Below are 22,201 nucleotides of genomic sequence, written 5' to 3' on the forward strand. Positions count from 1 at the left end.
CCCGCCGGCACTCAGCTCCCCGGTGCCCCGGTGCCGGACTTCGGCGCGTTCCCGACCACCCCGATCGGTCGTGAACGCCGGCCCAGGTTAGGCAGCCGCCGGGTGGCCGGGCAAGCAGGTCACCGGGGCCGCGCAGGTGATTCCCGCCGGGGCGCAATTGCGGCATCCCGACGTGACGCGGGCCGCCGGACGGACGCTGTTGGCTCTCAGAAGTGGGCGAGCAGATCGGGGAAGGCGGCCAGCCGCATCACCCCGGTGTCGGCCGGGTCGAGGTCGTCGTCCTCCAGCACCCAGGTGTTCTCGTTGGGGATGAACACCGCCCGCATCCCCGCCGCCCGCGCCGGCAGGATGTCCGACTTCGGGGAGTTGCCGATCATCCAGGCCTGGGCCGGGGCGAAGCCGTGCTCCCGGGCCAGCCAGCGGTAGGTGCCGGTGTCCTTCTCGGGCACGATGTGCGCCGCGCCGAAGTGGTGCAGCAGGCCGCAGGCGTCCAGCTTGCGCTGCTGCTCCTCCCGGTCCCCCTTGGTCAGCAGCAGCAGGTCGTAGCGGGTGGCCAGGGCGTCGAGGGTGTCGGCGACCCCGGGCATCAGCTCGACCTGGTGGTTGACCAGCGCGGTGGCCAGCCGGTCGATGTCCGCGCGTTCCCCGTCGGTGGCCGGGCGTTCCCGCAGCCGCTCCAGGCACTCGCCGAGGCTGCGCAGGAACACCTTGCTGCCGTAGCCGTGGGCCACCGCGTTGGCCCGCTCGATGTCGTCGAGCACGGTACGGATCTGGGCCCGGTCGAGGGTGGGGTGGTCGAGCCAGTCCAGGAAGTCGTCGATCACCCGCTCGAACAGGACGTTGTTCTCCCACAGCGTGTCGTCGGCGTCGAAGATCAACGTCGTCGCGCGCCCACCGGCGACCGTCCCGGCCCCGTCCGACGTCGCCCCGGTCACATCCGCACCCATCCCGGCCCCTCCCCGATCCGTCGGCCGCCCGGCCGGGCGGCCGACGGACACGCTAGCGGCCCGGCCCGCCCGGCACATCCGGGTTGTCCCGGCGCAGGGTCAGGATCAGGTCGGCCACCAGCGCCGTCCACCCGGTCTGGTGCCAGGCCCCGAGGCCCGCGCCGTTGTCGCCGTGGAAGTACTCGGGGAACGCGATCAGGTCCCGCCAGTCGGGATGGGTCTGGAAGAGCTGACACGCGCCGTAGATCGGCCGGCGGCCCCAGCCGTCCCGGGTGAACAGGGAGATCAACCGGGCGGACAGGTCGTCGGCGATCTCGTCGAGGGTGCACTTGCGCCCCGACCGGGTCGGGTACTCCACCTGGAGATCGTCGCCGAAGAACGCGGCGTAGTCGCGCAGCGCGCTGATCAGCAGGAAGTTCGTCGGCATCCAGATCGGGCCACGCCAGTTGGAGTTGCCGCCGAACAACCCGCTGGTCGACTCGGCCGGCTCGTAGCCGACGCAGAACTCCTGCCCGCCCAGGTCGACCGCGAACGGCTTGTCCAGGTGGGCCCGGCTCAGCGTGCGCAGGCCGTAGTCGGAGAGGAACTCGTCGGGGTCGAGCATCCGGGCCAGCAGCCGGACCACCTGCTCCGGGCCGACCATGGACAGCAGCCGCTGCTGGCGGCCGTCCGGGCCGAGCCGGCGGGCCCCGATCACGTCGGCGTACTCGGGGCGCTGGCTGAGGAACCAGCGCAGCCGGGCCCCCAGCTCGGGCAGGCGTTGCAGGGTCCGCGCGGACAGCCGGGTGGTGGCCGCCAACGGCAGCAGCCCCACCACCGAACGCACCTTCAACGGCACCTGACTGCCGTCGGCGAGGCGCAGCACGTCGTAGAAGAACGCGTCCTCGGCGTCCCACAGGCCCTGCGAGTAGCCGGCGGCGGCGATGTACGCGAAGTGCTCGAAGAACTTCGTCGCCGTGTCCACGTACGCCCGGTCGTGCTCGGCCAGCACGATCGCCATGTCCAGCAGGTTGAGGGCGTACATCGCCATCCAGCCGGTGCCGTCGGACTGCTCCAGCACCCCGGCCACCGGCAGCGCGGCCGAACGGTCGAACGGGCCGACGTTGTCCAGCCCGAGGAAACCGCCCTCGAACAGGTTGTTGCCGCCGGTGTCCTTGCGGTTGACCCACCAGGTGAAGTTGAGCAGCAGCTTGTGCATCACCCGGGCGAGGAACTCGTGGTCGCGCGCGCCGTCGATCTCGAACACCTTCAGCGCCGCCCAGGCGTGCACCGGCGGGTTCACGTCACCGAACGCCCACTCGTACGCCGGGATCTGGCCGTTGGGGTGCAGGTACCACTCGCGGAGCAGGAGCAGCACCTGCTCCTTGGCGAAGCCCGGGTCGACCCGGGCGATGGTGACGCAGTGGAAGGCCAGGTCCCAGGCGGCGTACCAGGGATATTCCCACGGGTCCGGCATGGAGATCACGTCGAAGCTGGTCATGTGCCACCAGGCGCTGTTGCGGCCGTGCCGGCGGCCGGCCGGCGGCGTCGACCCCGGATCGCCCTCCAGCCAGCGCTTGACGTCGAAGTGGTAGAACTGCTTGCCCCACATCAGCCCGGCGATCGCCTGCCGGGCGACCAGGGCCTCGTCGGCGCTGGCCGCCGCCGGGACCACCCCGGCGAAGAAGCGGTTCGCCTCGGCCCGCCGGGCCCACACCACGGCGTCGAAGCCGGCCCCCAGCTCCGCCGGGGGCGGCGCGGCGGCCCCGGGCGGCGGCGCGGTGCGGGTCAACCGCAGCCGGATCTGCCGCTGCCCGCCGGCCGGCACCTCCAGCACGTAGTGCAGGGCGCCCTTGGTCCCCTCCCGGTCCGGGTTGACGGTGGCCGCGCCGGCCACCACGTGGTCGTTGATCCCGTCCTTCGGGTACGGCGACCGGCCGGCCAGCCCCCACAGCCGCTCGGCGTTGGTGTCGTTGTCGCACAGCAGCGGGGTCGGCTCGCCGTCCCCCTCCAGCAGGAGCTGCCCCAGCACCCAGTGCTCGCCGACGAGCCGGGCGCCCTCGCCGGCCAGCCGGGGCACCCGGTCCGCGCCGGGCGGGCCCCAGGCCCAGGTGTTGCGGAACCACAGCGTCGGCAGCACGTGCAGGGTGGCCGCCTCGTCGGCCCGGTTCGCGACCGTGATCAGGATGCACAGGTCGGTCGGGGACGCCTTGGCGTAGTCGACGGTGACCGCCCAGTACCGGTCGTCGTCGAAGATGCCGGTGTCGACCAGCTCGTACTCGGTCTCGTCCCGGCCGCGCAGGGCGTTGACGGCGACCAGCTCGTCGTACGGGAAGGCGGCCTGCGGATAGTGGTAGCGCCAGCGCATCCACGAGTGGGTGGGGGTGCTGTCGAGGTACCACCAGTATTCCTTGGCGTCCTCGCCGTGGTTGCCGCCGTCGCCGCCGAGGCCGAACATCCGCTCCTTGAGGATCGGGTCCACCCCGTTCCACAGCGCCAGCGCGAAGCAGAACGTCTGCCGGTCGTCGCAGACGCCCGCCATGCCGTCCTCGTTCCACCGGTAGGCTCTGGACCGCGCGTGGTCGTGGGGGAAGTAGTCCCACGCCGTGCCGTGCTCGCTGTAGTCCTCCCGTACCGTCCCCCACGCCCGCTCGGACAGATAGGGACCCCATGCGCGCCAGTCCTGCTCCCCGGCGTCGGCCTGGGCGAGCCGGAGCCGTTCGGCGTCGGGGGACGGGGCGTCGGAGGGCGATCTGTCGGTGAACACCTGCACATTTTCGACGCCGCCGGGGTACTTGACCACAGCGGCCATTGTCGTCGTGGCGTGTTACACCTCGCCGCCACAGGAGGAAAGAAGTTGATCGAGTTCGGTTTCGGGCCGGGGGTCTGCGGTGAACTGGCCGACGGGGCGACCCGGGAATGGCTGGTCACCGACGGTCTCGGCGGGTACGCCATGGGCACGGTGAGCGGGCTGCGGACCCGCCGCTACCACGGTCTGCTGGTGGTCGCCGGGGAGACCCCGGCCGCCCGCCGGGTGGGTCTGGTCAGCCTCGACCCGGCGGTGGTCCTGCCGTCCGGGGCCCGGGTCCGGCTCGGCGCGCACGAGTGGAACTCCGGGGTGGTCGACCCGCGCGGCTTCGAGTACCTGGAACGGTTCGACCTGGTCGACGGGCTGCCCCGGTGGCGGTGGCGGATCGGCGACGTGGTGATCGAGCGGGAGCTGGCCATGACGTACGGCCGGTCCGCCGTGGCGGTGGTGCACCGGCTGGTGGCCGGCGGCCCGGTCCGGCTGGACCTGTCGGCCGCCTGCACCTGGCGCGACGCGCACGGCGAGCGGCGGGCCGACGGGCCGACGCCCCGGGTGGAGCCGGCCGACGGCGGTGCGGTGGTCGAGGGCGCGTTCCGCCTCGCCGGCCCGGACTGGACGCCCGAGGGGCAGTGGTGGCTGGGCGTGCACCACCGCGAGGAGGCCGCCCGGGGGCTGCACCCCGACGAGGATCTGTGGTGCGCCGGGCGGTTCTCCGGCGCGCTGGAGCAGCCCGGGGACACCGTGTCGGTGCTGGCCTGGGCCGGTGACCTGGCCGAGGAGCCGCCCCCGGCGACGCAGGTGGTGGCGGCGGCCCGGCAGCGGCACCGGGCGGTGGTGGCGGCGGCGAAGCCGGCCGACGCGGTGGACGCGACCCTGGCGCTGGCCGCCGACGCGTTCGTGGTGCGCACCCCCGCCGGGCCCGACGTGGTGGCCGGGTACCCCTGGTTCGGCGCCTGGTCGCGGGACACGATGACCTCGTACGAGGGGTTGTTCCTGTGCACCGGGCGGGCCGACGAGGGGCGGGAGCTGCTGCGGGCGTACGCGGCGACCCTGTCGGAGGGGATGCTGGCGAACACCGCCGACACCGGTCGGGTGGAGTACAACACGGTCGACGCGACGCTGTGGTTCCTGCACGCGGTCGGCCGGCACGTCACCGTCACCGGCGACACCGACCTGGGCGACGAGCTGCTGCCGGCGCTGCACGGGGTGGTGCGGGCGCACCTGGCCGGCACCCGGTACGGCATCGCCGTCGACCCGGCCGACGGGCTGATCACCCAGGGTGGCACCCCGGGCACGGCGCTGACCTGGATGGACGCGCGGGTGTACGGGGTGCCGGTGACCCCCCGGGTCGGCAAGCCGGTCGAGGTGAACGCGTTGTGGATCAACGGGTTGGCCGGGTTGGCGGAGCTGACCGAGCTGGCCGGGCAGGACCCGGACGAGCTGTGGCGGCTGCACGACCGGGCCCGGGAGGCGTTCGGCAAGCGGTTCCCCACCCCGGCGGGCTGGCTGCACGACGTGGTGGACGCGCCCGCCCCGGCGTACCCGCTGGGTGGGGCGGCGCACCACGACGACGACCTGCTGCGCCCCAACCAGCTGCTCGCCTGGTCGCTGCCGTACGCGCCGTTGGAGCCGGACCCGGTGGCGCTGCGTCGGGTGGCGGCCGGGCTGTTCACCCCGTTGGGGCCGCGCAGTCTCGCCCCCGACGCGCCGGAGTTCGCGCCCCGGCACCGGGGCGGGCCGGCCGAGCGGGACGGCGCGTACCACCAGGGGACGGTCTGGCCGTGGCTGGTCGGGCCGTTCGTCGAGGCGTACCGGAAGGCCGGGCTGCCCACCGACGACCTGCTGGTCGGTCTGGTCGGACATCTGGCGGAATTCGGTCTGGGGTCGGTGAGTGAGACGGCGGACGCCACCGCCCCGCACGCCGCCACCGGATGCCCGTTCCAGGCGTGGTCGGTGGCCGAGCTGCTCCGCGTCCGACGGGCCCGATAGGCACGCGTTACACACCGGCAACGGTGGCGTCTCCGCTGGTTATCCAGCACTCGGCAGGATTGGCCCCGACCCCGGGCCAGCGCAGGACACCCTCATGGTGTCCCACCGGCGCGCGCCCAGGACACCACCCGAAGGGGGCCGCATGTCACCAGACGCCGACGTGATCGACATCCACCCCGCCCGGCACCAGCGGGTGCTCATGCTGTCCTGGGAGTACCCGCCGGTGCTGGTCGGCGGCCTCGGCCGGCACGTGCACGCCCTGGCCACCGCCCTGGCCGCCGCCGGGCACGAGGTCACCGTGGTCACCCGGCACGCCGACGGGGCGCCGCTGGAGGAGTACGCCGACGGCGTACGCGTCCTGCGCGCCCCCGAGGACCCGGTGACCTTCCCGCTGGCCACCGGCTCCCTGCTGGCCTGGACGATGGCGTTCAACCACACCCTGACCCGGACCGCCCTGCGGGCCGCCGACACCGCCGGCTACGACGTCATCCACGCCCACGACTGGCTGGTCGGGCACACCGCCGTCACCCTGGCCGAACACCTCGACCTGCCGCTGGTCACCACCATCCACGCCACCGAGGCCGGCCGGCACCAGGGCTGGCTGCCCGGGGAACTCAACCGCACCATCCACGGCGTCGAACACTGGCTCAGCAACGCCTCGGCCCGGGTGATCGCCTGCTCCGGCTACATGCGTGCCCAGGTCAGCCAGCTGTTCGACGTACCCGCCGGGCGGGTCGACGTGGTGCCCAACGGGGTCGACGACCGGGCCTTCCGGGCCCGACCCCGGGCGGTCGCCTCGGCCCGCGCCCGGTTCGCCGGGGACGGCCCGCTGGTCGGCTACGCCGGTCGGCTGGTCTACGAGAAGGGCGTCCAGCACCTCGTCGACGCCGTACCCCACCTGCGCGACCGGCACCCGGGGCTGCGGGTGGTGATCGCCGGGGACGGCCCGTACAAAGACGAACTGGTCGACCAGGTACGCCGGCTGCACGTCGGCGACAGCGTCCGGTTCACCGGCTTCCTCGACGCCGGCCAACTCCCGGCGCTGCTCGCCGCCACCGACGCGACAGTCGTACCGAGCCTCTACGAACCGTTCGGCATGATCGCCCTGGAGGCGGCGGCGGCCGGCGCACCGCTGGCCGTGGCGAGCACCGGCGGGCTCGCCGAGATCGTCGAACCCGGGGTCACCGGGGTGACCTTCCCGCACAGCGACCCGGGCGCGCTGGCCGGCGCGGTCGACCGGCTCATCGGCGACGAGGTCTTCGCCCGCCGGGTGGCCCGGCGGGCCCGCACCATGGTCGGCGAGCGGTACGGCTGGGCGGCCATCGCCGCGCGCACCGCGGGCAGCTACGCCACCGCCCGCCGCGACCACGGCGGTTTCCAGGCCCGACGGGCGGCGGGCCTGCTGGCCGGCGGCCGGCAACGGATCACCATCCCCGAGGGCAACCTGCTGGCATGGGACGGCGCGGCCTGCTGACCGGATCGAGACCTGACAACCGATAGGTCCGCCCCGATCCATTGGCTACGGTGTACCTCGGCCGATGGTGAGGAGAACGGTGCAGCAGGTAGTGATCGCCGGCCGGTACCGCCTGTTGAACTTGGTGGGCCGGGGTGGCATGGGCCGGGTCTGGCTGGCCCGCGACGAGGTGTTGCACCGCGAGGTGGCGGTCAAGGAGGTGGTGCCCCCCGCCTGGCTGGCCGACGACGAACGCGACGAGGTGCGGCTGCGGACGCTGCGCGAGGCCCGCACCGCGGCCCGACTCAACCACCCCAACGTGGTCCGGGTCTACGACGTGGTGCAGGTCGAGGAACGACCGTGGATCGTGATGGAGTACGTCCTGTCCCGGTCGTTGCAGACGGTGCTGGACACCACCGGCCCGGTCGAGCCGCTCCGCGCCGCCGAGATCGGGCTGGCGCTGCTGTCCGCGTTGCGCGCCGCGCACTCCGCCGGGGTGCTGCACCGCGACGTGAAACCGCAGAACGTCCTGGTCGCCGACGACGGCCGGGTGATGCTCACCGACTTCGGGCTGGCCACCTTCGACGGCGGTGACGGGCTGATGACCCGCCCCGGGATGGTGCTCGGCTCCCCGCAGTTCGTCGCCCCCGAACGCGCCGCCGACGGGGTGTCCAGCGTGGAGGCCGACCTGTGGTCGCTCGGCGCCACCCTGCACGCCGCCGTCGAGGGCCGCTCCCCGTACGCCCGCAGCACCGCGATGGCCACCCTGGCCGCCCTGGCCACCTCCCCACCGGACCCGGCCCCGCACGCCGGGCCGCTGCGCCCCGTGCTCGACGGGCTGCTGGTACGCGACCCCCGGCACCGCATCCGCCACGACGAGGCCGCCCGTCGCCTGGAGGAGGTGACCCGGACGACACCCCGGCCCGAGCCGCCCACGGTGGTGCTGCCCGTCCCCCGCCCGATGGGCGTGGCCCGGCCGACCCCGCCACCGGCCACGGACGACCCGCCGGCAGCACCGCGTACCCGCGCGGACCTCGACGCCGAGCGGGACTGGGGACCACCCGGCCGGCGGGTCCCCGCCGACGCGACCGAGCGGCCCGTCTCCCCCACCCCTGCCGGTTCCCCCGGCCTCGAACCGGCCGGCCACCAGCCGGCGGGGGGCGCTTCCCCGACCGTCGGGCCCGGCGGCCCCGGCCGGGAGCCGGCCGAGGTGACCCCGGGCGGGCCCGGCCGCACCGTCGCCGGGTCGGGTGACCCGGGAGGCTACCCGCCGGGGCCGGGCGGCACCGACGGACGCGGCGGCACGGCGGCCGGCGACCCGACCGGTTACGGTCCGGGACCGGCCGGAGCACCGCCGACCGGCCCCGGACCGGGCGCGGTCACGCCGGGTGGACGCGGGCCGGGACGGTCCGGCGCGGGCGCGGGGTCACGGCGGGCGACCGGCACGGGCGGGCCGGCCGGAATGCTCGCCCGGCTGCCCGGGAGCGCCCGGGGCTGGATCCTGGCCGGGGTGACCCTCGCGGTGGGGGCGACGGCCGGCATCGGCACCACCGTCGCCATCAACGACGACGAGCACCGGGCCGCCCCACGGAACACCGACGTGCCGGCCAGCAGCACCCCCTCGACCCGCCCGTACGGCCCGCCGGCCGGTGGTCCGGGCCGGCCGGGCCCGCCACCCGGGGCACCGGACGTCACCCCGCCCCCGCTGCCGTGCCTGCGTCCCGACCCGGTCGGCACCGAGGTCACCGGGCGACCGGCGACCGTGGACGACGGCTTCCGGCCCCCGACCGGCTGGACCTGGTACGACGGCGTCGGCTACCGGATCGCCGTCCCGATCGGCTGGCTGCGCACCCAGGAGGGGCAGATAGCCTGCTTCCGCGACCCGGGCAGCCGGCGGACGCTGAGCGTGGAACCGCTGACCGGTGGCGGCGGCGGGGCGCTGGAACGGCTCCAGGCCGAGGAACGCACCCAGCTCGGCTTCGGCGCCCTGCCCGGGTACGACAAGATCAAGCTGGCGGCGTCCGACGGCGACGGCGCCCAGTGGGAGTGCCGCTGGGACACCCCGTTCGGCGGCCGGGAGCACGGGGTCCGGCTGATCCCCGGCCGGGACCTGTCCGGATACATGCTGAGCTGGTCGTCGGCCGACGAGGACTGGGACGACGCCACCGACGAGTTGGCGGTGGTCCGGGAGAGCTTCCGGGGCCGGTCGACGGAGCTGACCTCGCCCACCTGACCCGCCCCGGTCCGCCGCTCCCGTCGGCCCCCCTCGGGCCGGCCCGCCCGCGCTGCGCCCACCCGATCCGCCGCCGGGAAACACCTCGGCCACCGTGGATATCCTGGTAGCGGGGGCAGCGAGGGGGAAACGTCGTGCACGAGCAGCGCGTCGCCGGGCGGTACCGGCTGCTCGGTCTGGTCGGCACCGGCGGGATGGGCCGGGTCTGGTTGGCCCGCGACGAGATGCTGCACCGGGACGTCGCGGTCAAGGAGGTCGTCCCGCCGCACTGGCTCGCCGCGCACGAACGCGAGGAACTACGGCTGCGCACGTTGCGCGAGGCCCGCACCGCCGCCCGGCTGAACCACCCCAACGTGGTCCGGATCTACGACGTGGTGCACGACGGGGACAATCCCTGGATCGTGATGGAGTACGTCCCGTCCCGCTCGCTGCAACAACTGCTCGCCGCGGAGGGGCCGCTGGACCCGCACCGGGTCGCCCGGATCGGGTTGGCGGTGCTGGCCGCCCTACGCGCCGCCCACGCCGCCGGGGTGCTGCACCGCGACGTCAAACCACACAACGTCCTGGTCGCCGACGACGGGCGGGTGGTGCTCACCGACTTCGGACTGGCCACCTTCGACGGCGGTGACGGGGCGATGACCGGGCCGGGGATGGTGCTCGGCTCTCCGCAGTTCGTCGCCCCCGAACGCGCCCGCGACGGGGTCTCCAACCCGCGTACCGACCTGTGGTCGCTGGGGGCCACCCTCTACGCGGCGGTGGAGGGGCGGTCGCCGTACGCCCGGGGCAGCGCGATGGCGACGCTGAGCGCACTGGCCACCGAGCCGCCCGACCCGGCGCGTCGGGCCGGGGCGCTGCGCCCGGTGCTGGAGGGCCTGCTGCGCCGCGAACCGGAACGACGGCTCACCGCCGCCGAGACGCAGACCCGGCTGAGCGCGGCGCTCACGGCGACGCCCACCACGCCGCAGGCGTCCGCCCCGGCCGCGCCAGCCACCACGGTGGTGCCGGCCGGCGGGGACACCCCGCCGCTGCCGGTCGGTGGGCCGCGCCGGCGGCGGCAGCGGATCGCCCTGGTCGCGGTGGCCGTCGTGGGCACGCTGCTGGCCGGGGCCGGAGCGTCGGTCGCGCTGCGGGACGACACCGGCCCGTCGTCCGCACCGGGCGTCGGCGCCGGCACCGGGACGGCCCGGCCGGCGGCCTTCCCGTGCGCCGCGCCCGCGCCGGCCGACGCCACCCCGGTCCGGTCCGCGCCGCCGCCGCCGGGTGAGCGCTTCGGCCTGGTCGCGGGCTGGACCTGGTACGCCGACCCGGACGGCTTCCGGATCGCCGCGCCGGCCGGTTGGCTGCGTTACACCGACGGCCCGGTGACCTGCCTGCGTGAGCCCGGCGGCCCCCGGGTGCTCAGCATCACCCCCGGTGTCGCCCCGGCCGACCCGGTCGCCCACTGGCGGGCCGAGGAACGCCGGCTCACCGACGACGGTCGGCTCACCGGCTACCGGCGGGTGGACATCTCCGCGCTGGACATGTTCCGTGGCGGGGCGCTGTGGGAGTGCGAGTGGACCGGCCCGACCGGGGCCCGGCTGCACACCGCCCGACTGCTGGTCCGGGTCGCCCCGCGACGGGCCTACACCGTCTCATGGTTGACAGACCAGTTCGACTGGCAGGTCAACGCGACATACTTCCTGATGATCCGGCAGAGTTTCCGCCCTGCCGCCACCTGACACCCTCCCCTGTGGACCGAACGGGTTGTTGCCCTGTCGGCGGCGGTTCTGACACAGTGGCGTAGCGTTGTCGATCAAGAAAACGGGGAGGGGCGAGGCGACATGATGGGACCGTCCCACGCGCTGTCGGGCGCGGCGGTGTGGCTGACCGGGTCGTGGGCGCTGGACCAGTTCGCCGACTACCACCAGTCACCGCTGGCCCTGGCCGTCGGCACCGCCGTCTGCGCCGGTGGGGCGCTCTTTCCTGACCTCGACCTCTCCGGCAAGGTCACCCGCAACCAGGGCGGCGCGACGGTGGCCCGCACCTTCGGGGTCTTCTCGCTGTTCGTCGCCGAGGTGATGGAGAAGATCTCGCTCGGCGTCTACTACGCCACCAAGCTCAGCCGCGACCCGCGTCGCAACAACGGTCACCGCACCCTGACCCACACCATCCCGTTCACCGTGCTGGTCGGCTGGGGCACCACCGCGCTGTGCACCGCGTACGGCAAGTGGGCGGTGGTGAGCATCCTGTTCTTCATGATCGGGCTGGCGCTGCGCGGCCTGTTCGACGAGTGGGCCGAGCGGGCCGGCTGGGTGATCGTCACCCTCGTCTCGGCCGCCGCCGCCTGGTTCACCTTCGCCAACCTCCCCGGTGACCGTGGCTATCCGATGATCGGGCTGGCCGTCGGGGTGGGCTGTTTCGTGCACATCCTCGGCGACATGATCACCAAGGCCGGGGTCCCGATCCTCTGGCCGATCCCGATCAAGCGCCGGATGTGGACGATGATCGGGCTGCCGAACAGCATCGCGCTGCGTACCGGCAGCAAGGCCGAGGTGGTGGTGCTGCGGACCGCGCTGACGGTGCTCTCCGTACTCGCGGCCGTCGGCCTGGTCGCCCCCTCGGTGCTGCAACGGTTCAACATCGAGGTCTGACCGGTCGGCGTCCACCCCGGGCGGTGGGCGCGAAACACCGGGACCAGCCGAACGTGGGACGGCCCGGGAGCGCTCCGCACGCCTACGATGCGTAGCATGTCCGCCGGCCCCGGGACCCGCCCCCTCGCCGGGTCCGGTCGCGGACGGCTCCTCGCCGGCCTGCTGACGCTGCTGTCGTTGGCCCTCTTCGCGGGCGTGCTCTGGGACGCCGGGTACGCCCGGCTCTATCCGGCGGCACGCTTCCTGCACCGGCCGCTGCCCCTGCTCGGGCTCGCCACCCTGGCCGCGCTGACGCTGGTGGCCGCCGGCTGGCTGGCCGCCCGGCAACCGCCCGCCACGACGGCGCTTCGGTCGGGCGCGCTCGGCTGCGCGGTGCTGCTCGGCGTGGGCACCGGCGCGTGGGGCATGTACCGCACCGGATTCGCCTCGACCGTCGAGCGGGACTCCACACTGGCCGTCTCCCCCGACGGCCGGTACGCGGTGGTCCGGCTGGACACCCGCGACTGGAAGGATCTGCCGCACACCGAACTGCGGGTACGCACCCGGGCCGGGCTGCTCAGCCACGACGCCGACCGGGAACTGGTCACCTGCCGCTACGAGCGCCCCCGGGGGCGGATCGACGCCGAGTTCGTCGGCGAGCGGACGGTCCGGGTGTCGCTGGTCGACCGGCCGGCGGTCACCGTCGCGTTCGACGGGCGGCTGCGCCCCCGGCACTCCGTCGACATCTGCCGCCCGCCCGACGGCTGACCACGCTCAGACGCCGACCCGCTGGGGCGGCACGGTGAGGCCGTAGAGCGCCATCAGTTCCGGGGTGTCCACCCGGTTGCCGTCGGCCACCGAGTCGCAGGCGATGTCGACGATCTGGTCCTTGTGCGCCAGCAGGTACGGTCGGGCGCCGATGTCGGCGCTGGCCAGGGTCGCGATGCCGGCCCAGTGCCGACGGCCGAACAGCATCGGGTACCCGCGCAGCCCGTCGTAGGTGGCGCAGGCCAGCACGTCCGGGTACGGCAACGCCGCCACCCGGCGGACCGCCTCCGGGGTGAGACCGGGCATGTCGACAGGCACCACCACCACCGCCTCGACCCGTTCGTCGGCCAACGCGGCCAGGCCGGCCCGGATGGACGAGCCCACCCCGGCCCCCGATGCCCGGTTGACCACCACCGTGGCGGGACTCAGGTCGGCCGCCGCCCGCACCTCGTCGGCCGCCGACCCGAGCACCACCACCAGTTGCTCACAGCCGGCCGCGATCATCGTGTCGATCATGCAGCTGACCAGCAGCCGGTCCCCCTGGCGCAGCAACGCCTCGGGGCCGCCGAGCCGACGCCCCCCACCCGCCGCGATGATCATTCCTGCGATACGCACACCGGGTGCAACGAGCCCCCGGGGGATGAGTGTCGGCACGAAACGGATATTTCACGCGTATACCCTGAACCAGCCCGCCCTCCCCACCCGCCGCGTCCCTGGTTTGCCCCCGGTTCGCCCCGGTGATCAAGAGGTTCGCGTCACCGCGAGCGGGCGAATCTGACGCAAACCTCTTGATCACCGGGGGCGGGCGCCGCGACGGGGCCGGTGGGGTGGGGTGGGGAGGTGGGTGGGTGGGTGGGGTCAGGCTTGGGCGTAGGTGGTCACGGTGGAGAGGTCGAGGGGGAAGCGCACGGGGGTGGGGCCGAACAGCAGCGCCGAGGCGCGCTGCCCGGCGCGGCGGATCGCCTCGGCCACCGGGTCGGCCAGCTCGGCCGGGCAGTGCACGATCACCTCGTCGTGCTGGAAGAAGACCAGCTCCCCACCGACCCCGGCCAGCTCTCCCCGCAGCGAGGCGAGCAGCGTCGAGGCCCACTCGGCGGCGGTGGCCTGGATGACGAAGTTGCGGGTGAACCGGCCCCGGGAGCGGGCCGCCCGCGCCCGGGGCGAGCGCGGGTCCGCCCCGGCGTCCGGGTCCACCGGGGCGTCGTCACCGTCGCCGGAGCCGACCGTCCCCGGCGGGCAGGTGCGGCCCAGCCAGGACCGGACCAGGCCCCCCGCCTCCCCGGTACGCGCCGCCGCCTCCAGGTAGCCGAAGGCGGTCGGATAGCTGCGCTTGAGCACCGCCAGCGCCGGCAACGCCCCGCCCCCGGTCTGCCCGTACATCGCGCCGAGCAGGGCGAGCTTGGCGCGGGCCCGGTCACCGCCGAAGGAGTCCTGGGCCAGCGCCGCGTAGAGGTCACCGGCCGCCCCGGCGGTGGCCAGCCGGGCGTCACCGGAGACCGCGGCGAGCACCCGGGGCTCCAGCTGACCGGCGTCGGCCACCACCAGCCGCCAGCCCGGATCGGCCACCACCGCCCGCCGGATCACCTTGGGGATCTGCAACGCGCCACCGCCCCGGGTGGCCCACCGGCCGGAGACCACCCCGGCGGGGACGTACTCCGGGCGGAACCGGCCGTTCCGGACCCACGCGTCCCGCCAGGCCCAGCCGTGCGCCGTCCAGATCCGGTACAGCTCCTTGTATTCGAGCACCAGCGGGACGGCCGGATGGTCGACACCGCGCAACACCCAGGCCCGGGTGTTGGGCAACTCCACCCCGACCCGGGCGAAGGCGCGCAGCAGCTCCGCCGGGGAGTCGGCGTGCACCTGCCGGACGCCGAGCGCCTCGGCGATCCGGGCGGCCAGCTCGGCCAGCCGCCGGGGCGGCCCACCCACCGGGGACGCCTCGCCCAGCAGCTCGGCGAGGATCCCGTCGTGCACGTCGGCACGCCAGGGCAGCCCGACGGCGGCCATCTCCACCGCGATCAGCGCGCCGGCCGACTCGGCGGCCACCAGCAGCCGGAACCGGCCGGGATGGGCGGTGGCGGCGACCCGGGCGAGCTGGTCGGCGTACACCCGGGTCAGGGCGTCGATGCCGGGGGCCGGCGGGCCGGCGACGGCGTCGAAGAGCGCGGCCTGCCCGTGGCCGGGCGGCGCGGGCGGCCGGGGCGGCGGGTCGGGTGGGACGGCGGCCCCGGTGAGCCGGGCGTACGCGGCGGCCAGCGAGCGGGGCTCACCCCACCGGCCCGCGTGCCCCAGCAACAGCCCCTCGGTCAGCTCGATGTCGTGGCAGCGCTCGACCCGCACCCCGGCGCGCAGCAGGACCGGGTAGAGCGTCGCACCGGACGCCCACACCCAGCGGGGGCGTTCGGCCGCCTCGCGGGCGGCCACGGCGGCGGGCAGGTCGTCGACCGGCTCGACGGGCCCGGCCGGGTTACCGGCGGCGTCCAGCGGCCGGAGGGCACCCCCGCCCCGCTCCCCCGCCGCCACCGCCAGCACCGCCACGGCCCGATTCTGCCCCGCCCCTGTGACACACCCGGCCCGGATCACCCGTCGGGGCACCCCGGGTCACCGGCGGGGTGGCGGGGTGAGGGGACCCCGCCACGCCGCCCGGTCACTTGACCGCGCCGGAGGTCAGGCCGGACTGGATCTGCCGCTGGAAGATCGCGTACACGATGATCATCGGAAGGATGGCGATGGTCAGGGCGGCGAACAGGCCGGACCAGTCGGCCTCGTAGCCGGCGTTGACCGAGATGTCGGCGATGCCCTGGGTGAGCACCCACTTGTCCTTGGCGTTGGAGAGCAGCACCAGGGGCAACTGGTACTGCGCCCACTGCCCGATGATGTTGAAGATCGCCACGCTGATCAGGCCCGGCTTCGCCATCGGCAACATCACCTGGAAGAACAGCCGGGTGTGCGAGCAGCCGTCGATCATGCCGGCCTCGGCCACCGAGTTCGGCAGCGTCCGGAAGAACGCGGCCAGGAAGAAGATGGTGAACGGCAGCGAGTAGGCGATGTAGACCAGGATCACGCCGGTGTGGGTGTCCAGCAGGCCCAGGTTGCGGACCACGAAGAACAGCGGCACCAGCGCCAGGAAGACCGGGAAGGCCAGCCCGGAGACGAACAGGTAGTAGATCGCCCGGTTGCCCCGGAACTTGTACCGGGCCAGCACGTACGCGGCCATCGAACCGAACAGCATGGTGCCGAAGGTGCTGCACGACACCACGAAGACGCTGTTGAGGAAGTAGCGGCCGACGTGCGCCTTGGTCCAGGCCCGGCCGAAGTTCTCCCAGCGCAGCTCCGCCGGCAGCGTCCACGGGCTGCTGAAGATCTCGCCGGTGTTCTTGAACGCGGCCAGGAACGTCCAGAGGATCGGCACGATGACGATCACCGCCCAGACGGCGAGTGCCACCTGACCGAGCCCGCTGAACAGTCGTACCTCGTGGTGCGCGCCCCGGCCCCGGCGGGCGCGGGGGCGGGCCGGCCGGGCGGGGTGTCCGCCGCGGCCGGCGGCAGCGTCGTCTGTGCGGCCATCTCAGTACTCCACGCTTTCCCGCTTGGTCAACCGCAGCGTCAGCGCCGCGAACGTGAGGGTGAGGAAGAACAGCGCCACACCCATCGCCGAGGCGTAGCCGTACTTCGAGTAGACGAAGGCGTTGCGGTAGATCTCCACCGCCAGCACCGTCGTCGCGCCGTCCGGGCCGCCGCTGTCCACCGAGAGCACCGCGACGATGGCGAACGCGTCGAACGCGGCGATGCCGAGATAGACCCAGGCCACCTGGAGGGTGTCCCAGAGCAGCGGCAGGGTGACCCGGAAGAACAGCATCACCTTGCTCGCCCCGTCCATCTCGGCCGCCTCGTAGATCTCGCCCGGGATGGAGGCCATCCCGGCCGAGAAGAGCACCACGTAGAAGCCGACGGCCTGCCAGACCAGCACCGCGATGATCGACCACAGGGCCAGGTTCGGCCGGATCAGGAACAGCACCGGGTCCAGCCCGAGCTTCATCAGCACGCCGTTGATCAGGCCGGACTCGTTGGGCCGGTACACCATCTGGAACAGCACCGCGATGATGGCCACCGCCAGGACCTGGGGGAAGAAGAACACCACCCGGTAGAACTTCGACCCCCGGACCCCCTGCCGCTGGCCGCCCACGCTGCGCCCGCCCACGTTGAGCAGGAAGGCGAAGAACAACGCGATGGCGATCGTGATCAGCGGCAGGGCAAGCAGCAGTACGCCGTGGTGCTGGACCGCCTGCCAGAAGCGCCCGTCGTCGAGCAGCCGCCGGTAGTTGTCGAAGCCCACCCACTGCGGGGCGGACAGCCCCCGCCAGTTGGTCATCGAGATCTGGAACGCCTGCGCGTACGGTGCGATGACGAAGACCACGTACAGCGTGACCGGGGCGAACAGGAACCCGATCACGAACGGATACTTGCCGTGCCGCATGATCCCGCTTCTCCGATCGGTCAGCGCGTGAACTTGGCGACGGAGCTGTCCTTCTTGATGGCGTCGGCCCGCTTCTGGATCCGCTCCACGAAGGCGTCGGCCTTGATCCGGCCGAACATCAGCTCGTTGGTGGCGGTGCGCGCCTCGGTGTCCAGCTCCTTGTACCAGCCGTCGAAGTACAGGTTGAACACGTCCTTGCCGGCGGCGGCGAGGGCGGCCTGGGAGCTGGCCACCCCCGGCGGGAAGGCGAAGCCCGCGCTGCCGGCGGTGACCACGGTCGGGGCCTTGACCACCTCGGTGAAGCCCTTCGCCCCGGCCACCGAGAGCATCTGGCGCATGTACTCCAGACCACCGCGCGGGTTCTTGCTCTTGGCCGAGACGAAGTAGCCCTCACCGGCGGTGGCCCGCACGGCGGTGGCCGGCAGCTTGTCCGAGCCGGTGAGGCTCGGCACCGGCATGAGCTGGTACTCGAAGCCGGCCGGGGTGTCCTTCTTCTGCTCGCCCTCCAGCCAGTCGCCGCTGGGGTAGAAGGCCAGCTTGTACTGGTTCTGCCGGAGCTGCACGTCGGTGTGCTTGAGCCCCTCGAAGCTCTTGTCGACGTACTTGGCGCCGATCTCCTCCCACGCCTGCGCCGCCTGCTTCACGGCGTCCTGCTGCCAGGCACCGTCCTCCAGGTTGTCGATGTTCTTGAGCACGTCGGTGCCGCCGATCTTCGCGGCGTGGGTCAGGATCACGTTCCACTGGTAGTAGGCCGCGTTCGCCCCGGCGTAGCCGTACGGGGTGATGCCCTTGGACTTGATGCCGTCGAGCAGGGCGGTGAACTCCGACCAGGTCTTCGCCGGGGCCCAGCCGTTCTCCTTGAACAGCTTGCCCGAGTACCAGATGCCGAAGACGGTGGAGACGTAGTACAGCACGTACGGCTTGCCGTTGAACGAGCCCGCCTCGACCGTGCCGGGGACGACGGTGTCGCGGACCTTCTTGCTCGGGTCGTCGACCGACGGGGCGTCCCACAGCTCGGTGAGGTCCATCAGCTGCCCGTCGGCCACCAGCGACCCGAAGTCGATCAGCTTCTCGCCGGAGTTGTTCACGAACTCCGGCGGGTTACCCGAGGCGAACCGGGGCTGGAGGATGGTGGAGACCGCCTGGGTGGACTGGTGCTTGATCTCCGCCTTGGGGAACGCCTTCTTGTACAGCGGCTCGTGCACGTCGGTGGCGTACTTCTCGCCGTAGCCGCCGTTGAAGATGACCACCTCCAGCGGGGCGTCCTCGGCGACACCCAGCGGGTTGGCGGCGCTCTTGGTGCCCTCCTCGGCCTTGGTGGGGGTCTCGTCGGAGCCGCTGGTGGCGCAGGCGCCCAGCAGGCTGACCACCGGCGTGGCGAGCAGGCCCGCCGCGGCGGTGCGGCCCAGCAGGGTGCGCCGGCTCAGCGCGGCGGGGGTCTCGGGGGTATTCGACATCGTCGTCTCTCCTTGGGTGTCCGGGTCAGGCGGTCCGCCGGAGACGCCCGGCGTACCGCGACTCGAGGGCGAGGTTGTGCGCGTCCCCACCGGGGACGTTGGCGGAGAGGTAGATAGGGGGTACCTCTCCGGCCTGGTGGAACCGTCGGACGACCTCCGCGGTCACCAGTTGCGCCAGCAGCGCGGAGGTGACCGAGGAGACCGCACAGACCGCGCCGCCGCCCTCCAGCGGCAGCAGTGCGTCGCCGTACGGTGCGCCGTTGTCCAGCACGACGTCGGCGAGTTCGGCGAGTCGACGCCCGGACGGGTGGCGGGGTGCGACCCGTGCGGTGTGCGCGACCGAGGTGACCGCGATGAGCGGATGGCCGTGCCCGGTGACCAGCGTCGCCAGCTCGACCACCGAGCCGTTGATGCCGGACTGGGAGGCGATCAGGAAGACGTCGGCCGGCTGCGGCCGGGCCAGCGGGTAGAGCTGGTGGGCCACGGCCGGGTCGCGTTCCAGCTTGGGGTCGGTGAGCACGTCGCGTGGGGCGTCGCCGTGCAGCACCAGGTCGTGCAGGCCGATCCGGTTGGTGGGGACCAGGCCGCCGGCGCGGGCCACCAGTTCGGCGGCGAACGCCTCGGAGTGGCCGGCCCCGAACGCCTGGAGCACACCGCCGGCCCGCAGGCTGGCCGCGATCAGGTCGGCGGCCCGGCCGATCGCCTCGGCCTGGGTGTCGAGCAGCCGGTCGAGGACGGGCCGGACGGCCCGCACGTACCCCTGGGCACTGATCATGAGGTGGTCCCCTTCGCGGCCTTGTGCCCCTGCACGGCCTGGGCGGTACGCCGGAAGGCCGCGTGGGCGCGGTCGTGGGTGCGCTGCGCCACGGCGATGTAGAGCAGGTCGAGCACGACGAGTTGGGGGTGCCGGGCGGACAACGCGTCCGGCCGGAAGGTGGTGGCCTGGCTGGCGGTGAGCAGGACGATGTCGGCCAGTTCGGCGAGCGGGGAGCGCGGGAACCCGGTCAGCGCCACGGTGGTGGCCCCCCGGCTGCCCGCCTCGGCGAGCATCTCGATGGTCTCCCGGGTCTGCCCGGTGTGCGAGATGCCCAGCGCCACGTCGCCGGGGCCGAGCAGCGCGGCGCTGGCCAGCCCCTCGTGCACGTCGCTCCAGGCCCACGCGGCGACCCCGATGCGGTGCAGGCTGAACTGCATCTCCTCGCCGACCAGTGCGCTGCCGCTGGCCCCGAAGATGTTGACCCGGGCGGCGCCGGCGATGGCGACGGCGGCCCGTTCGACCTCGGCGAGGTCGAGCAGGGTGGCGGTGTCGTGCATGGCCCGGGTGTCGGCGGCCATGATCTGGTCGAGCACCCGTTCCAGCGGGTCGCCGGGCTGGATCTCCCGCCCGATGTCGACGGTCCAGCCGGCCGAGCGGGCCCGGCCGGTCTCGGAGGCGATGCCCAGGCGCAGGTCGGCGTAGCCGTCGAAGCCCATCGCCCGGCAGAACCGGGTGATGGTCGCCGGTGAGGTGCCGCTGCGCTCGGCCAGCTCGACGATAGTGGCGCGGGCCGCCGCCTCCGGGTCGGCGAGCACCTGCTCGGCGACCCGGCGCAGCGCTCCCGTCAACTCTCCCGCGCCGGCCCGGACCCTGGCCAGCACCCCGTCCGCGCCGCGCCGGTCGACGGGCTCGGCATCGACCACCGCGGTCGCCGCGGTGGTGTCCGTCTCGAGCTCGGCCATCGACACGCCTTTCGGAAAAGAGTGTTAACTGTTAGTGGTAAAAGTTCTTACTGAAGGCCCCTTCCTGTCAAGACCATGGGCGAAGTTTTCAAACTGTTACCTGGCGCACGGCCCGCCGCCGGCCCCCGGTCTTGCCCTGCGGCACCGCACCGACCAGCATGGACACCCCCACACCAGTGCACCCCGGGGAGGCCCGCGCGGATGTCCGGCACCATCGTGGTCGGCCTCGACGTCGGGGGTACGTCCACCCGGGCCACCGCCCTGACCCTCACCGGCGAACGCCTCGGCACCGGCCGGGCCGGCGGCGGCAACCCCACCAGCCACGGCGCGGAGCAGGCCGCCGCGGAACTGCTGACGGCGCTGCGCGGCGCGCTGCACGGCGTCGACCCGACCCGGGTCCGCGCCGGAGCGATCGGGCTGGCCGGGGCCGGCCGGTTGCGCGCCGACCCGGCCGGCCGGGCCGCCTTCGACCGGGCCTGGTCCGAGGCCGGCCTGCGCTGCCCGTACACGGTGCACAGCGACGCCCTCGTCGGGTACGCCTCCGGCACCGCCGCAGCCGACGGCACGATCCTGATCGCCGGGACCGGGGCGATCGCCGCCCAGGTGTGCCGGTGGCGACTGGACCGGGTCGCCGACGGGCACGGCTGGCTGCTCGGCGACGCCGGCTCCGGGTTCTGGCTGGGCCGGGAGGCGGTCCGGCGTCTGCTCGCCGACCTGGACGCGGCCCGGACGCCGGGGCCACTGGGCCGCCGGGTGCTCGCCACCCTGCTGGGGGACGATCAGGTCGCCGACCGGCCCCGGGAGACCGTGGACGCGGTGGTGCAGGCGGTCACCCGCCGGCCGGCGGTGGAGCTGGCCCGGCTCGCCCCGCTGGTGGTCGCCGCCGCCGCCGAGACCGAACCGGTCGCCGTCACGCTGATCGAGCGGGCCGCCGGGCTGCTGGCCGACAGCGTCGCGCGGATCCGACCGGCCGGCGCGGTGGACCCGGTGGTCCTCGGCGGCGGTCTGCTCACCGGTGGCACCCCACTGGCCGTCGCCGTCACCGCGGAACTGGCCCGGCGGTGGCCGGTCGCGCCCCTGCGTCCGGCCGGCGACGGTGCCTCCGCGGCGGCCTGGCTCGCCGCCCGCGACCTGCCGGGGATCACCGATCCAGCGGCTCTTCACCCGCTGTTCGTGCCGGACCCGCCCGTCGACGGGAGGGGTGTCGATCTCGACTCTTCCCAGGGTCGCTCGTGACCGAATTCCGTCGATGCCGCCGACCGGTTGGGTCTTTCGCCGGGACGCCTCCGGCCGCGGTTGGCGCGATGGCGAACATCGATGGATAGGGCGATTGCCACCCCCGCCCCGGAGTCGCGACGGATCGTGTGCTACGGTAAACATGTTGCAGTTTTGATTTCCGTAGACGTTTCCGGGCGCCTGATGGGTTATCTAAAATCCATCCGGGCGCTTTTCGTTTTTCGTGTCGTTTCGATGCGGGTTATCAACTCGGCGGCTAAGGGTCCGCGCAGTGCGGTCTCTCCACAGCCTGCAGAGGAGCAGACATGACTACAGGTACCGTGAAGTGGTTCAACGCCGACAAGGGCTTCGGCTTCATCAGCCCCGACGACGGCGGTGCCGACGTGTTCGCCCACTTCTCCGCGATCTCGGCGAGCGGCTTCCGCAGCCTCGACGAGAACCAGAAGGTGGAGTTCGACATCACCCAGGGCCAGAAGGGCCCGCAGGCGGAGAACATCCGCCCGCTCTGATCCACACTCCACGCAC

Annotated in this window: 17 protein-coding genes; 8 read left to right on the forward strand and 9 right to left on the reverse strand. The window is 73.5% G+C overall.

The annotated features are described in order from the left end of the window. Positions 1-206: 206 nt before the first annotated feature. Together FJK98_RS22530 and FJK98_RS22535 are read right to left on the reverse strand one after the other, a co-directional pair. Entirely contained in the window at positions 207-947 is a 741-nt protein-coding gene (locus FJK98_RS22530; protein WP_145920775.1) for an HAD family hydrolase, read from the reverse strand. 52 nt (positions 948-999) lie between these two features. Next, a complete protein-coding gene (locus FJK98_RS22535; RefSeq protein WP_145920776.1) occupies positions 1,000-3,738 on the reverse strand; it encodes a glucosidase in 2,739 nt (912 codons plus the stop codon). Between the two features lie 45 nt (positions 3,739-3,783). Here FJK98_RS22535 and FJK98_RS22540 point away from each other — a divergent pair, with 45 nt between their 5' ends. The 6 genes from FJK98_RS22540 to FJK98_RS22565 all read left to right on the forward strand — a co-directional run bounded on the left by FJK98_RS22540 (position 3,784) and on the right by FJK98_RS22565 (position 12,787). Continuing rightward, positions 3,784-5,724, forward strand: coding sequence for an amylo-alpha-1,6-glucosidase (locus FJK98_RS22540; protein ID WP_145920777.1), 1,941 nt, complete (start codon positions 3,784-3,786; stop codon positions 5,722-5,724). Positions 5,725-5,866: 142 nt separating this feature from the next. Then, the gene (locus FJK98_RS22545; RefSeq protein WP_145920778.1) at positions 5,867-7,198 is read left to right on the forward strand and encodes a glycosyltransferase family 4 protein; all 1,332 of its coding nucleotides are present in this window, start codon (positions 5,867-5,869) and stop codon (positions 7,196-7,198) included. Positions 7,199-7,277: 79 nt separating this feature from the next. Continuing rightward, a complete protein-coding gene (locus FJK98_RS22550; protein ID WP_145920779.1) occupies positions 7,278-9,410 on the forward strand; it encodes a serine/threonine-protein kinase in 2,133 nt (710 codons plus the stop codon). 134 nt (positions 9,411-9,544) lie between these two features. Next, positions 9,545-11,128 (forward strand): serine/threonine-protein kinase, encoded by a 1,584-nt coding sequence (locus FJK98_RS22555; RefSeq protein WP_145920780.1) that lies wholly within the window; start codon positions 9,545-9,547, stop codon positions 11,126-11,128. A 102-nt stretch (positions 11,129-11,230) separates the two neighbouring features. After that, positions 11,231-12,040, forward strand: a complete 810-nt coding sequence (locus FJK98_RS22560; RefSeq protein WP_145920781.1) for a metal-dependent hydrolase — start codon at positions 11,231-11,233, stop codon at positions 12,038-12,040. Positions 12,041-12,136: 96 nt separating this feature from the next. Next, positions 12,137-12,787 carry a hypothetical protein gene (locus FJK98_RS22565; RefSeq protein WP_145920782.1) on the forward strand — a complete coding sequence of 217 codons (651 nt, stop codon included), beginning with the start codon at positions 12,137-12,139 and terminating at the stop codon, positions 12,785-12,787. A gap of 6 nt (positions 12,788-12,793) precedes the next feature. Here FJK98_RS22565 and FJK98_RS22570 read toward each other — a convergent pair whose 3' ends face one another. The 7 genes from FJK98_RS22570 to FJK98_RS22600 all read right to left on the reverse strand — a co-directional run bounded on the left by FJK98_RS22570 (position 12,794) and on the right by FJK98_RS22600 (position 20,440). Next, the gene (locus FJK98_RS22570) at positions 12,794-13,387 is read right to left on the reverse strand and encodes an NTP transferase domain-containing protein (protein ID WP_145922942.1); all 594 of its coding nucleotides are present in this window, start codon (positions 13,385-13,387) and stop codon (positions 12,794-12,796) included. Between the two features lie 258 nt (positions 13,388-13,645). Then, complete coding sequence (locus FJK98_RS22575) at positions 13,646-15,325, reverse strand: bifunctional 3'-5' exonuclease/DNA polymerase (RefSeq protein ID WP_240762279.1); 1,680 nt, start codon at positions 15,323-15,325, stop codon at positions 13,646-13,648. 109 nt (positions 15,326-15,434) lie between these two features. Next, positions 15,435-16,232 carry a carbohydrate ABC transporter permease gene (locus tag FJK98_RS22580; RefSeq protein ID WP_370516917.1) on the reverse strand — a complete coding sequence of 266 codons (798 nt, stop codon included), beginning with the start codon at positions 16,230-16,232 and terminating at the stop codon, positions 15,435-15,437. Between the two features lie 123 nt (positions 16,233-16,355). Next, positions 16,356-17,264, reverse strand: a complete 909-nt coding sequence (locus FJK98_RS22585; RefSeq protein WP_088645682.1) for a carbohydrate ABC transporter permease — start codon at positions 17,262-17,264, stop codon at positions 16,356-16,358. 20 nt (positions 17,265-17,284) lie between these two features. Continuing rightward, complete coding sequence (gene ngcE / locus FJK98_RS22590; RefSeq protein ID WP_145920785.1) at positions 17,285-18,721, reverse strand: N-acetylglucosamine/diacetylchitobiose ABC transporter substrate-binding protein; 1,437 nt, start codon at positions 18,719-18,721, stop codon at positions 17,285-17,287. A 25-nt stretch (positions 18,722-18,746) separates the two neighbouring features. Continuing rightward, entirely contained in the window at positions 18,747-19,496 is a 750-nt protein-coding gene (locus FJK98_RS22595) for a sugar isomerase domain-containing protein (RefSeq protein ID WP_145920786.1), read from the reverse strand. After that, positions 19,493-20,440: a MurR/RpiR family transcriptional regulator gene (locus FJK98_RS22600; RefSeq protein ID WP_145920787.1), complete on the reverse strand. Its 948-nt coding sequence runs from the start codon at positions 20,438-20,440 to the stop codon at positions 19,493-19,495. Before FJK98_RS22600 ends, FJK98_RS22595 begins: the two co-directional genes overlap by 4 nt. A gap of 201 nt (positions 20,441-20,641) precedes the next feature. Here FJK98_RS22600 and FJK98_RS22605 point away from each other — a divergent pair, with 201 nt between their 5' ends. Both FJK98_RS22605 and FJK98_RS22610 read left to right on the forward strand, forming a co-directional pair. Next, positions 20,642-21,676, forward strand: a complete 1,035-nt coding sequence (locus tag FJK98_RS22605) for an N-acetylglucosamine kinase (protein ID WP_145920788.1) — start codon at positions 20,642-20,644, stop codon at positions 21,674-21,676. Positions 21,677-21,981: 305 nt separating this feature from the next. Beyond that, on the forward strand, positions 21,982-22,185 hold the full coding sequence (locus tag FJK98_RS22610) for a cold-shock protein (protein ID WP_013283833.1): 204 nt from the start codon (positions 21,982-21,984) through the stop codon (positions 22,183-22,185). The last annotated feature ends 16 nt before the right edge of the window (positions 22,186-22,201 follow it).

Origin of the sequence: Micromonospora sp. HM134 (assembly GCF_007833915.1) — a bacterium.
GTDB lineage: Bacteria > Actinomycetota > Actinomycetes > Mycobacteriales > Micromonosporaceae > Micromonospora > Micromonospora wenchangensis.

Excerpts from the sequence above, each read along its gene's own strand:
- FJK98_RS22530 (WP_145920775.1), bottom strand. The coding sequence starts at position 947 with ATGGGTGCGGATGTGACCGGGGCGACGTCGGACGGGGCCGGGACGGTC.
- FJK98_RS22535 (WP_145920776.1), bottom strand. The coding sequence starts at position 3,738 with ATGGCCGCTGTGGTCAAGTACCCCGGCGGCGTCGAAAATGTGCAGGTG.
- FJK98_RS22545 (WP_145920778.1), top strand. The coding sequence starts at position 5,867 with ATGTCACCAGACGCCGACGTGATCGACATCCACCCCGCCCGGCACCAG.
- FJK98_RS22560 (WP_145920781.1), top strand. The coding sequence starts at position 11,231 with ATGATGGGACCGTCCCACGCGCTGTCGGGCGCGGCGGTGTGGCTGACC.
- FJK98_RS22565 (WP_145920782.1), top strand. The coding sequence starts at position 12,137 with ATGTCCGCCGGCCCCGGGACCCGCCCCCTCGCCGGGTCCGGTCGCGGA.
- FJK98_RS22570 (WP_145922942.1), bottom strand. The coding sequence starts at position 13,387 with ATGATCATCGCGGCGGGTGGGGGGCGTCGGCTCGGCGGCCCCGAGGCG.
- FJK98_RS22585 (WP_088645682.1), bottom strand. The coding sequence starts at position 17,264 with ATGCGGCACGGCAAGTATCCGTTCGTGATCGGGTTCCTGTTCGCCCCG.
- ngcE (WP_145920785.1), bottom strand. The coding sequence starts at position 18,721 with ATGTCGAATACCCCCGAGACCCCCGCCGCGCTGAGCCGGCGCACCCTG.
- FJK98_RS22595 (WP_145920786.1), bottom strand. The coding sequence starts at position 19,496 with ATGATCAGTGCCCAGGGGTACGTGCGGGCCGTCCGGCCCGTCCTCGAC.
- FJK98_RS22600 (WP_145920787.1), bottom strand. The coding sequence starts at position 20,440 with ATGGCCGAGCTCGAGACGGACACCACCGCGGCGACCGCGGTGGTCGAT.
- FJK98_RS22605 (WP_145920788.1), top strand. The coding sequence starts at position 20,642 with ATGTCCGGCACCATCGTGGTCGGCCTCGACGTCGGGGGTACGTCCACC.
- FJK98_RS22610 (WP_013283833.1), top strand. The coding sequence starts at position 21,982 with ATGACTACAGGTACCGTGAAGTGGTTCAACGCCGACAAGGGCTTCGGC.